This is a genomic window from Polaribacter staleyi, from assembly GCF_038024045.1.
GTDB classification, from domain to species: domain Bacteria; phylum Bacteroidota; class Bacteroidia; order Flavobacteriales; family Flavobacteriaceae; genus Polaribacter; species Polaribacter butkevichii.
The window spans coordinates 724,614-738,583 of sequence record NZ_CP150665.1; the positions used below are offsets into that span (position 1 = coordinate 724,614).

Genomic DNA, 13,970 nt, shown 5'->3' on the forward strand with positions numbered 1-13,970 from the left:
TTGAAACAGAAATATGAAAAAATATCTTTTAATATTCCTTCTAACTTTTACATCAGGATATTTTGCTCAAGAAAAGGTAGCCTCTGTAATGACATTATCTGAGTACTTAAGCTATGTTAAAAATTACCATCCTATTGTTAAACAAGCAAACCTAATAATTAATGAAAGTGAAGCTAAATTACTAAAAGCAAGAGGTGCTTTTGATCCTAATATTGAAGTAGATTTTAATAAAAAACAGTTTAAAGAAAAAGAATATTATAATAAACTAAATGCAGCTTTTAAAATTCCCACTTATTACGGAATTGAATTTAAAGCAAATTTCGAAAATAATGATGGCTATTACTTAAACCCAGAAAACACGGTTCCGGAAGATGGTTTGTATAGTGCAGGTGTTTCTGTTTCTTTATTAAACGGATTGCTCATTAACAAAAGAATGGCTTCTTTAAAACAAGCTAAATTCTTTTTAAATCAAGCAAAGGAAGAGCAACAGATTTTAGTGAATGAGATATTATATAACGCTGCCTTGTCTTATTTTAATTGGCTAAAAACATATCATCAAAATAGTGTTTATAAAGAGTTTTTAACCAATGCCAAAACTCGTTTTAAAGCCACTAAAAGAGCTTTTTTAGAGGGAGAAAAACCTGCTATAGATACTACAGAAGCAGCAATTACTTTAAAAACAAGAAAACTAAATCTAGAGAAATCTAGAATTAAATTGATAAAATCTTCTTTAGAATTGTCTAACTTTTTATGGCTGAGTGATAATACGCCAGTAGAGCTACAGGATCATATTATTCCTGATACAAATACCATAGATAATGTAGATACTACTTTTAATATTGCCTTATTTAATAATGCTAATTTTGACATCAATAACCACCCTAAAATAAAATCTTTAGCATATAAAATAAAGAGTTTAACCATTGATAAAAATTTAAAATTGAACAATTTACTACCTAAATTAGATGTTCAGTACAACTTTCTTACAGAAAATGGTCATCAAATAAATTCTTTAAATACTCAAAACTATAAAGCAGGTATTAATTTTAAAGTTCCTTTGTTTTTAAGAAAAGAAAGAGGAGATTTGAAACTCTCTAAAATAAAGTTACAAGACAAAAAACTAGAGAATGAAATTGCCAAAGTTGCCATTAAAAATAAAGTAACAGCCATTGAACAGGAATTAGCTTCTTATGTTTTACAAAATAGTTTAACAACCGATATTGTTAAAGATTACGGTACCTTATTAAAAGCAGAAGATAGAAAGTTTTTTTTAGGAGAAAGCTCTTTATTTTTGGTAAACTACAGAGAAGTTAAATTAATAGAAGCCAAACTAAAGGCTATAGATTTAGAAAATGCTTTCTTTAAAACCAAAGCTAGTTTATTTAAAGCAATTGTTATTTCTATTAATGAATAAAACTTTATAGAAACACTTTACAAGTTTTTTTGTACTTTTAATCAATTGAATCACTATAAAAACAACTATATGTCTAATAACCCAAACAAACCGAGTAAAACTTTTTGGATCATAGCTGTTGTTGGATTTATCTGGAACGCTATGGGAGTAGATGGTTATTTAAACCAAGCATATCAAACAGAGCGTTTTAAATTAATGTATACAGAAGCGCAATTAGATCTTATTTTTAATACACCTTCTTGGGTAATGGCTGCTTTTGCTATTGCTGTTTTTTCATCTGTTTTAGCTTGTATTTTATTGTTTTTCAAGAAAAAATTAGCCAAATACTTATTTTTAATCGGACTCATAGCAGTTGTAATTCAGACTACTTACAATGTATTTATAAATCCGGGTAAAGCATATTATGGATATTTAGAATATACAATGCTAATTTTAATTCCGTTATTTTCTCTCTTCTTATTTTGGTTTTCTAAAAAATGTGCAGATGATGGAATTTTAACCTAGTTGATAAGGTAATTTATACACCTAAAAAACCCTAGAGAGCATTCTTCTATTCATAAAAAACAGCAATAAATTCTGCAGCGCAAGCAGGTTTTTCTTCTCCTTTAATTTCTATAGTACAAGAAAAGGTTACTTTAATTCCGTTGTTTGTCATCTCTTCAATTTCTTTTACAACAGCAATCATTCTTAATTGGCTATTTACTAAAACAGGATTTGGAAAACGGACTTTATTCAACCCGTAATTTAAGCCCATTTTTAAACTTTTAATAGAAAAAGAGCCTTCTAATAATTTAGATATCATGGCTACAGACATAAAACCATGTGCAATGGTCGTTTTAAAAGGACTCTCTTTGGCTGCTCGTTTTTCATCTACATGAATCCATTGCTTGTCTAATGTAGCATTGGCAAAATCGTTAATCATTTGCTGCGTAATTGTATACCAATTTCCAACAGGCAACTGTTGCCCTTTTATCTTTATAAAATCTTCGAAATTTGCAAACTCTAATGGTTTCATCTCTTAGTTTTTAGTAAATAAATCGTCTTTAATTTTAGGCAATTGCAAATGAAATTTTACAGCAATAACACGAATAGCAATTACAACCACCGCAGAAATTACAAATATGATATTATCTGCAACGTTACATTCGTTTAAAATTAAATATACAATTCCACCCGCTAAACAAGCAGAGGCATAAATTTCTTTTTCAAAAATCAATGGAATTTTATTAGTTAACACATCTCGTAAAACCCCTCCAAAAACGGCAGAAACCATACCCATTATTAAGGCAATAATAGGATGTAAATTAAAAGACAAACCTTTTTCTAAACCTAATAAAGTAAAAACACTAATACCAATGGTATCAAACAAAAACATGGTTTTGCTTAAATAAAAAATTTTACTTTTAAAGAGAATGGTAAAAATAACGGCAGCAAAAATTGTGTATAGGTAGTTTAAATCTCCAATCCAGTTTATAGGGTGTGCATCTATCAATACATCTCGCAACATACCACCACCTACTGCTGTTACAAAGGCAATAATTAACACTCCAAATAAATCGAACTTTTTATCAAAAGCCACTAAAGCTCCACTAATAGCAAAAGCAAAAGTACCTAATATATCTAAAACATAAATAAGCTCCATCTATATCAATTTAATTATAAAATGTAAAAATAAAACCCGAAGTCTTTCTTAAAAAAACTTCGGATTAAGAATTTTGTTATATCGTTACTTCAGAAAATTTTATGTTTAATTCTTTCTGAAGTTCATGAATTTTAACCACTTCTGATGGTAAAATAAAAGCAATTGAAACCCCTGTTTTTCCTGCTCTTGCAGTTCTACCACTTCTGTGTGTGTAGTATTCTAATTGTTCTGGTAATTGATGGTGAATTACAAATTCTAAACCACTAACGTCTATTCCACGTGCAGAAACATCTGTAGACACTAAGTATTGTAAATTTTCTTTCTTAAAAGCACGCATTACTTTATCGCGTTCTTTTTGTTGCATGTCTCCTTCTAAAGCCCCAGCAGAAAAACCTTCTTCAATTAACTGAGCTGCTAAGTTTTGTGCCCCAGCTTTTGTTCTACAAAAAATAATTCCTCTTTGATCTTGTCTTTTTTCTAGAAAAGAAACAATATCAGCCGTTTTTTCTTTTAAAGTAGTTTTAGCGTAATGATGACGAATATTAGCGTTTACCAAAGCGCTTCTATTAATTTCTATTCTAGGAGCATTGGCGTCCATATACGTTTTAACAATTCTTTTAATCTCTTCTGGCATAGTTGCAGAAAATAACCAAGTTTTTCTATCTCCTTCTGTAGTAAACTTTAAGATTCTATTTAAATCTTGTTTAAACCCCATACTTAACATTTCATCAGCTTCATCTAAAATTACTGTTTTTACATGGCTAATATCAATGCTTCCTCTTTCAATTAAATCTATTAATCTACCAGGAGTTGCTACTACAATATGCGTAGTTCTTTTAAGATTGTTCATTTGTCTGTCAATCTTTTCTCCACCAAAAACAGCTTCTACAAAAATTTGTTTTTCACTAAACTTAGTAAATTTAAATAATTGTTTTTTTATTTGCTGTACCAACTCTCTTGTTGGCGATAAAATTAACGCTTGTATATGATCTGAACTTGCATCTACATGATGTAAAATAGGCAACCCAAAAGCGGCGGTTTTACCCGTACCCGTTTGTGCTAAACCAATAAAATCTGTTGGCGAATTCAATAAAATTGGTATTGCTTTCTCTTGAATTTCTGAAGGTTCAGAGATTCCTAATTCTTTAATTGCTTGAATATATTCTTTGGTGATTCCTAAGGAAGAAAAAGTTGACATTTTGTATTTAAATTTTATGCAAAGATACTTTTATTTAGGAGGTTGTAATACTTTTAAAACATTTTCTCTAATTCTTGCTGGCTTAAATGTTTTAGAGTCTAACATTGCCCAAACTGTTTTGGCTTTTACCAACAAAAGATCTTCCTTATAAAACTCCATAAAACGAATAGAAGTAATCCCTTTGGTCTCACCTACCCACGTTTTTACAGTGATTTCGTCTCCTAAATTAGCTTGTTTTAAATAATCTATTTCATGCCTCATTACCACCCAAACATATTGCGGTAAGGGATTATCTTTTGTTAAATGAGCCCAATGTGTAGTTGCTATTTTATCCATCCATGTTACATAGACCAAATTATTTACGTGTTGTAAATTGTCTATATCTTTTGATGAAACGGTAATGGTAAGTGTAAAAACGTTTTTCAAACTTTATCAATTTTAGCAAACATAAAAATTTTAAGATATCTATAACAATTATTGATGATAGATTTACAAATAACTTGCCGTTTATGGCGATATTTGTAAAATATTATGACAGAATTAGCAAACGACCTAGGCACAAAAAAAATAAGTAAATTAATAGTAAAACAAGCACTTCCTGCTACTATAGGAATTCTTGTAATGTCTTTAAATATGATTGTCGACACTATTTTTGTGGGACAATGGATTGGGGTTTTAGCAATTGCTGCCATTACCGTAGTTTTACCAATTGCTTTTTTAATTTCTTCTATAGGAATGGGTATTGGTATTGGTGGTAGCTCTATAATATCGAGAGCTTTAGGTGCAGGTAATTCTGAAAAAGCATTTTTAACATTTGGTAATCAGGTTTCTTTAACCGTAATTTTAGCAATTCTTTTTGTAACTATTGGTAACTTTTTTAGTGTACCTATTCTAAATTTATTTGGAGCAAAAGGAGATATTTTACCAATTGCATCAGAATATTTTAGTGTTATTATATACGGAGTTCCTTTTTTGGCTTTTGCAATGATGGGAAACCCAACAATTAGAGCAGAAGGAAAACCAAAATTTGCCATGTATGCAATGATGGTACCTGCGGTTTTAAATGTGGTTTTAGATATTATTTTTATCAAATATTTTAACTGGGGAATGTGGGGTGCTGGTTTAGCAACTACTATTTCTTTTTTAAGCTCTGGATCGTATATTTTGTACTTCTTTTTATCTTCTAAAAGTGAATTAAAAATTATTCCTAAAAACTTTAAATTAGATTTTAAAATTGTTCGTGAAATTGTAGAGTTAGGTGGTGTTTCTGTGGCTAGACAAGGTACAATAAGCGTATTAATGATTGTTTTAAACTATTCATTGTTTAAATATGGAGGAGAAATATCGATTGCTGTATTCGGAATCATTAACCGTGTAATGATGTTTGCTCTTTCTCCTGTTATGGGAGTTTCTCAAGGTTTTTTACCTGTTGCGGGATATAATATTGGCGCTAATGAAAATGATAGAGTTAAAGAAACCATTAAAAAATCTATTTTATATGGTTCTGTTTTAGGTACAATTATTTTTGTAGCAATTTTGTTTTTTAAAGAAGAAGTTATTTGGATTTTTACCAATGACGCCACCTTGCTAGATAAAACACCCAACGCCATGCTTATTGTATTTTTAGCAACACCGGTTATTACTATGCAATTAATTGGTTCTGCTTACTTTCAGGCTGCCGGTAAAGCTTTACCTGCTTTATTTTTAACGCTTTTAAAACAAGGATTCTTCTTAATTCCGTTAGCTTATTTTTTACCTAAATATTATGGTATTAATGGTATTTGGTGGTCTTTTCCTATTGCTGATGTTTTATCTACAATTATTACCGTATTGGTTTTAAAATGTGAAGTGGATAGAAATTTGAAATAGCAAAAAGAATTTAGAAACTTATATTTTTTTAAGATTTCTCAATTGCCTAAAAAGGCTCATTTCGAAATAACAATTGCACTTTAAACCTGAAACTTGAAACAAATTAAAAACTCCGCGAACCTCTGTGCTTTCTCCATGAATCTCAACGAAACACCCCAACTCTAAACAATACTCTCCCCATTTAAATTAGTGGTTAAAACATCACTAAACAAATTAAAAAACGGACGTAAAGCTTTAAAACTTTTATCTAATTCTTCTAAAAAATTAGGCGATAAAACTTCAGTATCTGTAAAATTTCTGATAGCTATAAATCCTTTTTTACGTAATAAATCGATGTCTTTATGTTCTTTATCAAACCCTCTTGGAGCCGATTTTAATTCGTCTCCTTCGAATTTACCTCCAAAGTATTTTTTAAAATCTTTGTCTTCTAAAATCTCTCTAAATTCTACTGCATCTTGTTCAATCTCTTTTCTTAACCTATATAAATCCTCTTTTTCTGGTTGCCAAAATCCACCTCCCAACATAGATTCTCCGGGTTTAATTTGCAAAAAATAACCACCACGTAATTGTTTTCCTAATCTAGAAAAAGAAACTGCAAATCTTGGGTTGTAAGGTGTTTTATCTTTAGAAAAACGAACATCTCTATAAATTCTATAGATTTTCATTTTATCAATTTCATCATGCTTTTCTAAATCTGTTTGCATTTCTAAAAAGATTTCTTTTACCTGTTTCTGTAAGGTTACAAAGGTTGGTTTGTGTTCTGTAAACCAATCTCTATTGTTATTTTTTTGTAAATCTTTTAAAAACTCTAAACTGTCTTTTTGAAACTGCATTTTGCTACTGTTTATTTTTAGATTTTCAATGTACAAATTATTCTATAAATGAAAATTATAAAATTGTAAATTTGAAGAAATAATGACACATCAAAAAACAAAAGATATTCAGAAAAGATACGATGGTTTTCTGCAAACACCTTGCTTGTGGAACGGTAATTCTGTGTATGACTTAAATCAACTTAAAATTAATTCGAAATCTACAAAAATTGATATTGAAATCGATGAAAAAATCCGTTTGGGTAAATATATAGAACGTTTTGTTTCGTATCAACTAGCACAAGAAAAAGAGATTTCTATTGTTTGTGAAAATATTCAAATTCAAAGAGAAAAAATTACTTTAGGCGAGCTAGATTGCATCTTATTAAAAGAAGACAAACCAATTCACTTAGAAGTAATTTACAAGTTTTATTTGTATGATATTTCTGTTGGAACTTCTGAAATAGAGCATTTTATTGGTCCGAATAGAAAAGACTCTTTAGTAGAAAAACTGAATAAATTAAAAGACAAACAATTGCCTTTGCTCTACTCTAACGAATGTGTTTCTTATTTAAAAACCATCAACTTAAACACTACAGATATTAAACAACAGGTTTATTTTAAAGGACAGTTATTTGTTCCTTATTTAGATAAAAACATTCAATTATCTGTTTTAAATCAAGATTGTATCGTTGGGTTTTACATCAACAAAAACAAATTAACGCAATTTAAAGATTGTAAGTTCTTTATCCCCAATAAAAAAGATTGGATTGTAGTTCCGCATAAAAACGTTAACTGGTTAACGATGGATGATTTTAACCAAGCTTCCGAGGTCTATTTTCAAAGAAAAAGTTCGCCACTTTGCTGGATGAAAAAGCAAAATGGCGAACTTGTAAAAATATTTTTAACTTGGTGGTAATGCTCTGGTTTATAGTTTAATTTTTATCAATAATATCACCAGAACCAACCGTTTTAGCATCTACCTTTTTTGGGGTCCCTTTGTAATAAACATTACCAGAGCCTACTAAATTTGCTTTAATTTTAGATTTTACAGTTACTTTAATACTTCCAGAACCAGCAACATTTGCATAAACCTCATCCGTTTCTAAACCATAAGCACTAACACTACCAGAACCTGCAATAGAACAAGTTAACTCGTTAGCATTTCCTTCTAGATTAATATTTCCAGAACCACCAATAGAAGCTTTAATAGTGTCTGCAGTTACTTTTAAATCAATGTTTCCAGAACCTCCTAAATTCACTTTAAAATCGTCTGCTTTAATTAACGATGTTGCAGAAACATTTCCAGAACCACCTAAAGCAACACTTTCTATATGGTGATAAGGCACCGTTATAGTTACTTTTTTTGTTGTATTTATATTGGTGTTTTTCTTATACTGAATTTTTAAAACACCCTTAGAAATTTCTGTTTCTAAATAAGGAATAATGTTTTCTTCTCCTTTAATGGTAATTTTACCTTCTTTTCCTTTTACTAGAATTACATCAAAAGAACCACCCACAGAAACGCCTTCATAATCTGCAGTTGTTCTTGTTTCTGTAACTACATTTCCGTTTCCTTTTATTTTTGTACTATTTCCAAACCAATTTTGTGCATTTACAGCAAAAGAGATGGTTAAAATTAAACTGGTTAGAATCGTTTTTTTATTCATGATTGTTATTGTTTAGGTTGATTGTTTTTAATCTTATTTAATACTTACGCCTCCATACTGAGAAGTAATCTTCAATTTAGAATTGGTATTTCCTTTACCGAATTTACCTTCGTAATATTTTTTTGTCGATTTAGAAATACTTTTAAAAAGTTCTATCTTATCATCATCTCTACTAAAACCAGCATACTCTAAATCGATTATAAAATCGAAAACGGCATCTGGATCTACATTAATTCTGATACCTGCATATTCTCCATTGATATCAACATTTTCGAAACCTTTTGCTAAGTTTTTTACTGTTAAAGAACCATAATCTGTTTCAATTGTTAAGTTTTTCTTTACCGTTCCAAAACGCATACTTACATAGTCCGAATTTCCGTTGATATTATCCGCCTCTTCAATAGAAATAGAACCATAATCACAATTAAAATGAACACTTCCTGCCTTTTCTAATTTTGTACTTGAGTAATCTGAATTGATTTTTATTTGTTCTGAAGCTTCTATATTTAATTTAGAATAATCAATATTTACGTTACCACTTTTTATGAAGTGAATAGTAGAACTCGGAGAATAATCTAAGTTAATATCATTATCTCTGGCAAACAAATTACCAATAGCTACTTTACCATAATCGCAATTAATAACTGCCCTACCCTCTAAATTATCTAAGTAAATATTACCATAATCATTGTTTAAATCTACAGAATTAGATCTTGGCATTTTTACTACATAATTAATTTTATAGTTGATACTTTTACTCTTACCAAACCAAGACCAACTACTTTTTTTATTACTGATAATTGTTTTTGCTTCTACCAAAGATGCACTAGAGTTAAAAGCAATATTTATAGTAGAAAATGTATCTTCTACATCCTCTAAATCATCTCCTTGTATGGTAATTGTAACTTCAATTTCTACACTATTTTTATCCCAAGTAGTAATATTTAAGTTACCGTATTTATTATTAAGCGCCACTTTAGCATCCGCATTTACTGCGAAAACTTTTTTTACAACCTTGTTTTTTTCGTGTTTCTTTTTATCAATGCTAGCATTAGCCAACAAAGGGATTAAAAGAAATAAGAGGGTAATTTTATATATAGGTTTCATCTTGTACTAAATTAAGATTTTTAACTTCTTCTATTTGTTTTAAAGTGTATTCTAAAACATCTAATCGCTGCTGATAATTTTTAATCATTGCACTAATTATTTTTCTTTGCTCTCCATTTTTAGTCAAATCTTTTACAAAAACTTTGTAAGCATCTTCTAACTCTTCTAACTCTTCTAAAGCACTTTCTATAATTTTTTCTGTATCTAAATTTCTATTTTTTTCTAAGGTTTTTAATTCTTGATGAATTGTAGAAACAAAGTAGCTTTGTACTTCTTCCATTTTAGGAGAAACATCTGCCAAGTCCATTTGTCTTTTTTGATGATTACTCCCCAACCAAAAGCCAAATATTAAAACTACTGAAGCTGCAACCGACAACCATTTCCAAGAGGTTTTAACAGTTTTCTTTTGTTTATTTAATTTGCGTTCAAAGCGTTCTAAATGCCCTGTATGCGGCTCTAGAAAGTCGAATTCATTTTCAGAAAAAAATTGATTTAATTTATCTTCCATATTCTTGTACCTTATTATACTCTGCAAGCAATACTTGCTTTAATTTCTTTTTTGCTCTAGAAACAGTGGTTCTCACATTTTCATTGGTATAGTTTAAAATCTGAGCAATTTCTTCATAATCATATCCTTCTATTAAATGTAAGGTTAACACCAATCTGTAATTTTCTTTTAAACTTTGCAAACAACGCAATACACTTTTTGCTTGTAACCCTGTATAATCAATAGTTTCTTCTTCTACATCATCATCAGGAATCACTTCCATTTTTACTTCTTGATATCGGTTATTCTTTTTTAATTGCGTTAAACTTTTATTGATCACAATTCTTTTTAACCAAGCTCCAAAAGTTACTTCACCTTTATAACTATCCATCTTTGTAAAAACCGTTAAAAACGCTTCTTGCATAATATCTTCCGCTTCAAAATTATCTTTTAAAATACGATATGCAGTATTGTACATTGCTTGGTAATAGGCTTTGTACAAATCTAACTGCGCGTTTTTATCCGACTTTTTGCAGCGTTTTATAAGGTTGGTTATATGTGGTTGATTAGTTTCCAATAAAACGTTTGTATTCTATAGACAAATATGTTTTTAATTTGTGACAGTTTCTATAAATAAAATTACTCTTTTTTTATTGAGTGTTTAAATTGAGGCAGGTTTTAACGGATACTTCCTAAAAAGTAAACGGTAACCTTAAGAAGAAATATTATTTTCTGTCCAATCCCACAAGAGAATATGCCACTCATCTGAGGCGTCTTTAAAAGTATGAATGATTTTAAACCCCATTTTACGGTGCGCTAACATAGAAGGAATATTACTAGATGAAACTTCTGTAATACAAAATTGATACAAACTAGAAAACACTTCTTTATGCTTTAGATATAATTTTTTAAAAAGTCCTTTTCTTTTATAATTATCTTTTATACAAATTTGCCCCATTAGATAATAACGATATTCAGAAAGTTTTTTTCCGTTAACGTTAATTGTATCTAAAACAGAAAACATTGGTACAAGTACAGGTATTAAATCTTTAAATTCTATAAGCATTACCAAAGCATAGCCCACAACAACATCCTTGTCTTTTACAATAACCTGAGGCGCCTTAGAATTCATTTTTTCTAAATCATCAAAACTATGTTTTACGGTAACAAAACCTTTATCATTTATTGTATTATTAGATAAATTACTAAAATGATTTTCTTTTTGAATATCTAATATTTGATATAAATCTTGAGTATTATCAGCCAGTTTTACTTCCATTTAATTATATTTTATAGATTTTCTAAAAAACGATGTACTTCACGCGCATCCTTTACCCTACACAAACTCCAATGTAAATCGTATTGGATACTTTCTCCAAGAACCAATTTCTTTTCTGGACTTAAACATTCTAGTTCTGTAAACAAATGATTGCCAAAAATAGTAACAGATGTTCCGTTATCTGGATACGTAGCTTTTTCTTCAAAATTAAATTGCTCTACAAATAAAGTTTTTTCTAAATACCCTGCAACCCATTTTTTAGCATCTAAACCTATTTTTTGAGGAAATTCTTCAGACGATTTTAAGGTGATAATATCATTATTTAGTACTACATTTTCTTCTGCGTAATTTTTTGCATCTGGCCATTTAGAAATTGTAAAACCATCTTTAAAAACACTATTTTTATTAATGCCTGCAAAACTAACATTGGGTGTTTTAATTTTTGATAAACTCCAAATAGTCAACGGAATGTTTTCTAATTCTTTACTTTTTGCAGCTACTTTTTTAATCAATTCTTGTTGAATGTTAACTCGTGTTCCTTGTTTAGAAATTGTGATGGTTCTTTTTATCTGAATGCCTAATAAGGTACTAATCGGACTTTCTAAAACAATACCATTCCCTAAAAAAGTAACTGAATAAGCACTTGCATTTATATAAGGATCTGGCACATGCCTAGAACCTGTTATTAAATGAAAATAATCTTCAGAACATGGTAAAACTCTGTTTCCACCAACATTTGGTGCTTCAACCTTAGACCCATTTTTAAAATATGCATCTTTAGTAAATGCAACACCTTCTAGCGCTTTATTCTCATACAGAACATTTTCTCCATCAATAAAACCATAATGCATAATACGTCCAGTTTCTGGCACCACTAAAACTTTAATTTCAGCATTTGAAATGGCTATTGTTTCTTTCCATCCTTTATAAAGGATATTTTTAATTTGTATGGCAGACATCTGTGTTATTTTCTATTGCAAAAATGATGAAAAAAAAAGGGGAAGTACTTATATTGATACTAACAATAGATAATTATTTGTTTTAATAGTACTTTTGAAACTGAACAAATCTGCTTTTTAATTTCTATGGATAAAAAAATAAAGAAGCCTTGGCCTACAAAAAAAGCCATGGAACAGGTGTATGAACTAAATCTTTGGGGAAGCAATAACACCGAATTTTATTCTGGTTCGGGCTCTCATCAACCAGAAATAATAACACCTTATATTGATGTTGTTCGTGCCTTTTTAAAAACATTTAAAACACCAATTACGGTTTGCGATTTAGGTTGTGGAGATTTTAACATTGGCAAGCAATTGGTTCCTTTTACCAAAAATTATATTGCTGTAGATATTGTTTCAAATTTAATAGAGCACAATACGAAAACCTTTAAAGCAGCAAATTTAGAATTCCGTTGTTTAGATATTGCTGTAGATAATTTACCCGCTGCAGATTGTGTTATTTTAAGACAAGTATTGCAACATTTATCTAATAAAGAAGTACAAAGTATTGTAAATAAATTAGACAATTATAAATACATTATCCTCACAGAGCATTTGCCTTCAGGAAACTTTACACCCAATAAAGATATAATGTCCGGACAAGGAATTCGAATTAAAAAGCAAAGCGGAATAGACTTATTAGCAGCACCTTTTAATTTAAAAGTGAAAGATGAGAAACAATTATTATCTTATGTTTTAAAGGATAATAAAGGGATTATTATAACTACGCTCTATAGTTTGCTTTAAATTAATAATCTTGCACCAAAACCTCTGTAGGAATATGTAATTTTAGATTTAAGTTTCTAATCATTTCTAAAGTCAGTTTTCTTTTTTTGTTTAAAATTTCACTTACACGACTTTTAAACCCAATAACTTCAGCCAAATCTTTTTGCTTTAACCCCATTTGCTCCATTCTAAATTTAATAGCCTCAATAGGATCTGGAAAGCCAATAGGGAACACCTCATTTTCATATTTATCAATTAAAATTGATAGAATCTCTAATTCATCACCAGTTTTTGTGTCTTTTTTAGCATCAAAAATCACCTCTAACCTATCTAAAGAATTTTGGTAATCTACTTCATTTTTTATTGGTTTAATATTCATCTTAAATTTCGTTTGCGTTAACTTTATCATATGCTGCGTGTGTACCTAGAAATCGAATCCAACATATTTGGTATTCTAAATTAAACTTCACAATTAACCTATAATTATTTCCTTTTATATTAAACACTACTCGGTTATCCGTTAAAATACTAGCACTTGGATATTCCTTTTTTAATTCATTGAAAGATTCCCAGTTAGCTCTTTCCATTTCTCGGTACCAAGCTGTTAGTTGCTGTTCCGAATCGGAATGTTTTAACCAAAAATACCTTAAAGTTCGTTTTGCAATAACTCTCACATGTTTTTTCTTTAAGCAAATATACAAAAAGTTCCCGAAACGGGAATATTTAAATATATACAATGAATAAAACTGAATCAAACTAAATTTAAAC

The 13,970-nt window shown here is 29.5% G+C and carries 18 protein-coding genes; 5 read left to right on the forward strand and 13 right to left on the reverse strand.

Annotated elements, in window-relative coordinates; all coding sequences use genetic code 11:
• Positions 1 to 13 precede the first annotated feature (13 nt).
• Positions 14 to 1,414, forward strand: a complete 1,401-nt coding sequence (locus WHD07_RS02940; RefSeq protein ID WP_343329984.1) for a TolC family protein — start codon at positions 14 to 16, stop codon at positions 1,412 to 1,414.
• A 69-nt stretch (positions 1,415 to 1,483) separates the two neighbouring features.
• Positions 1,484 to 1,918 (forward strand): hypothetical protein, encoded by a 435-nt coding sequence (locus tag WHD07_RS02945; protein ID WP_105048848.1) that lies wholly within the window; start codon positions 1,484 to 1,486, stop codon positions 1,916 to 1,918.
• A 46-nt stretch (positions 1,919 to 1,964) separates the two neighbouring features.
• Here WHD07_RS02945 and WHD07_RS02950 read toward each other — a convergent pair whose 3' ends face one another.
• The 4 genes from WHD07_RS02950 to WHD07_RS02965 form a co-directional block, all read right to left on the reverse strand.
• Positions 1,965 to 2,429, reverse strand: a complete 465-nt coding sequence (locus tag WHD07_RS02950) for a MaoC family dehydratase (RefSeq protein ID WP_343329985.1) — start codon at positions 2,427 to 2,429, stop codon at positions 1,965 to 1,967.
• A 3-nt stretch (positions 2,430 to 2,432) separates the two neighbouring features.
• Complete coding sequence (locus WHD07_RS02955) at positions 2,433 to 3,056, reverse strand: trimeric intracellular cation channel family protein (protein WP_105048850.1); 624 nt, start codon at positions 3,054 to 3,056, stop codon at positions 2,433 to 2,435.
• A gap of 76 nt (positions 3,057 to 3,132) precedes the next feature.
• Positions 3,133 to 4,254, reverse strand: a complete 1,122-nt coding sequence (locus tag WHD07_RS02960; RefSeq protein ID WP_343329986.1) for a DEAD/DEAH box helicase — start codon at positions 4,252 to 4,254, stop codon at positions 3,133 to 3,135.
• 30 nt (positions 4,255 to 4,284) lie between these two features.
• Positions 4,285 to 4,680 carry an acyl-CoA thioesterase gene (locus WHD07_RS02965; RefSeq protein ID WP_105048852.1) on the reverse strand — a complete coding sequence of 132 codons (396 nt, stop codon included), beginning with the start codon at positions 4,678 to 4,680 and terminating at the stop codon, positions 4,285 to 4,287.
• A 105-nt stretch (positions 4,681 to 4,785) separates the two neighbouring features.
• Between WHD07_RS02965 and WHD07_RS02970 the strand changes: the two genes are divergently transcribed.
• Positions 4,786 to 6,123 (forward strand): MATE family efflux transporter, encoded by a 1,338-nt coding sequence (locus WHD07_RS02970; RefSeq protein WP_343329987.1) that lies wholly within the window; start codon positions 4,786 to 4,788, stop codon positions 6,121 to 6,123.
• A gap of 161 nt (positions 6,124 to 6,284) precedes the next feature.
• Here WHD07_RS02970 and WHD07_RS02975 read toward each other — a convergent pair whose 3' ends face one another.
• Positions 6,285 to 6,956: a DUF2461 domain-containing protein gene (locus WHD07_RS02975; RefSeq protein WP_343329988.1), complete on the reverse strand. Its 672-nt coding sequence runs from the start codon at positions 6,954 to 6,956 to the stop codon at positions 6,285 to 6,287.
• A gap of 82 nt (positions 6,957 to 7,038) precedes the next feature.
• On the opposite strand from WHD07_RS02975, the gene WHD07_RS02980 reads away from it, so the two are divergent.
• Entirely contained in the window at positions 7,039 to 7,854 is an 816-nt protein-coding gene (locus WHD07_RS02980) for a DUF1853 family protein (protein WP_343329989.1), read from the forward strand.
• A 16-nt stretch (positions 7,855 to 7,870) separates the two neighbouring features.
• Here WHD07_RS02980 and WHD07_RS02985 read toward each other — a convergent pair whose 3' ends face one another.
• The 6 genes from WHD07_RS02985 to WHD07_RS03010 all read right to left on the reverse strand — a co-directional run bounded on the left by WHD07_RS02985 (position 7,871) and on the right by WHD07_RS03010 (position 12,437).
• Entirely contained in the window at positions 7,871 to 8,605 is a 735-nt protein-coding gene (locus WHD07_RS02985) for a head GIN domain-containing protein (RefSeq protein WP_343329990.1), read from the reverse strand.
• Positions 8,606 to 8,638: 33 nt separating this feature from the next.
• Positions 8,639 to 9,712 carry a hypothetical protein gene (locus tag WHD07_RS02990; RefSeq protein ID WP_343329991.1) on the reverse strand — a complete coding sequence of 358 codons (1,074 nt, stop codon included), beginning with the start codon at positions 9,710 to 9,712 and terminating at the stop codon, positions 8,639 to 8,641.
• Positions 9,696 to 10,220: a hypothetical protein gene (locus WHD07_RS02995; protein ID WP_343329992.1), complete on the reverse strand. Its 525-nt coding sequence runs from the start codon at positions 10,218 to 10,220 to the stop codon at positions 9,696 to 9,698. Before WHD07_RS02995 ends, WHD07_RS02990 begins: the two co-directional genes overlap by 17 nt.
• Positions 10,210 to 10,776 (reverse strand): RNA polymerase sigma factor, encoded by a 567-nt coding sequence (locus tag WHD07_RS03000; RefSeq protein ID WP_343329993.1) that lies wholly within the window; start codon positions 10,774 to 10,776, stop codon positions 10,210 to 10,212. Before WHD07_RS03000 ends, WHD07_RS02995 begins: the two co-directional genes overlap by 11 nt.
• A gap of 135 nt (positions 10,777 to 10,911) precedes the next feature.
• Entirely contained in the window at positions 10,912 to 11,478 is a 567-nt protein-coding gene (locus WHD07_RS03005) for a GNAT family N-acetyltransferase (RefSeq protein ID WP_343329994.1), read from the reverse strand.
• Positions 11,479 to 11,489: 11 nt separating this feature from the next.
• Entirely contained in the window at positions 11,490 to 12,437 is a 948-nt protein-coding gene (locus WHD07_RS03010; protein WP_343329995.1) for a hypothetical protein, read from the reverse strand.
• Positions 12,438 to 12,563: 126 nt separating this feature from the next.
• Here WHD07_RS03010 and WHD07_RS03015 point away from each other — a divergent pair, with 126 nt between their 5' ends.
• Positions 12,564 to 13,223: a class I SAM-dependent methyltransferase gene (locus tag WHD07_RS03015; RefSeq protein ID WP_343329996.1), complete on the forward strand. Its 660-nt coding sequence runs from the start codon at positions 12,564 to 12,566 to the stop codon at positions 13,221 to 13,223.
• A gap of 1 nt (position 13,224) precedes the next feature.
• Here WHD07_RS03015 and WHD07_RS03020 read toward each other — a convergent pair whose 3' ends face one another.
• Positions 13,225 to 13,581, reverse strand: coding sequence for a helix-turn-helix domain-containing protein (locus WHD07_RS03020; RefSeq protein WP_343329997.1), 357 nt, complete (start codon positions 13,579 to 13,581; stop codon positions 13,225 to 13,227).
• Position 13,582: 1 nt separating this feature from the next.
• The gene (locus tag WHD07_RS03025; RefSeq protein WP_343329998.1) at positions 13,583 to 13,876 is read right to left on the reverse strand and encodes a type II toxin-antitoxin system HigB family toxin; all 294 of its coding nucleotides are present in this window, start codon (positions 13,874 to 13,876) and stop codon (positions 13,583 to 13,585) included.
• Positions 13,877 to 13,970 lie beyond the last annotated feature (94 nt).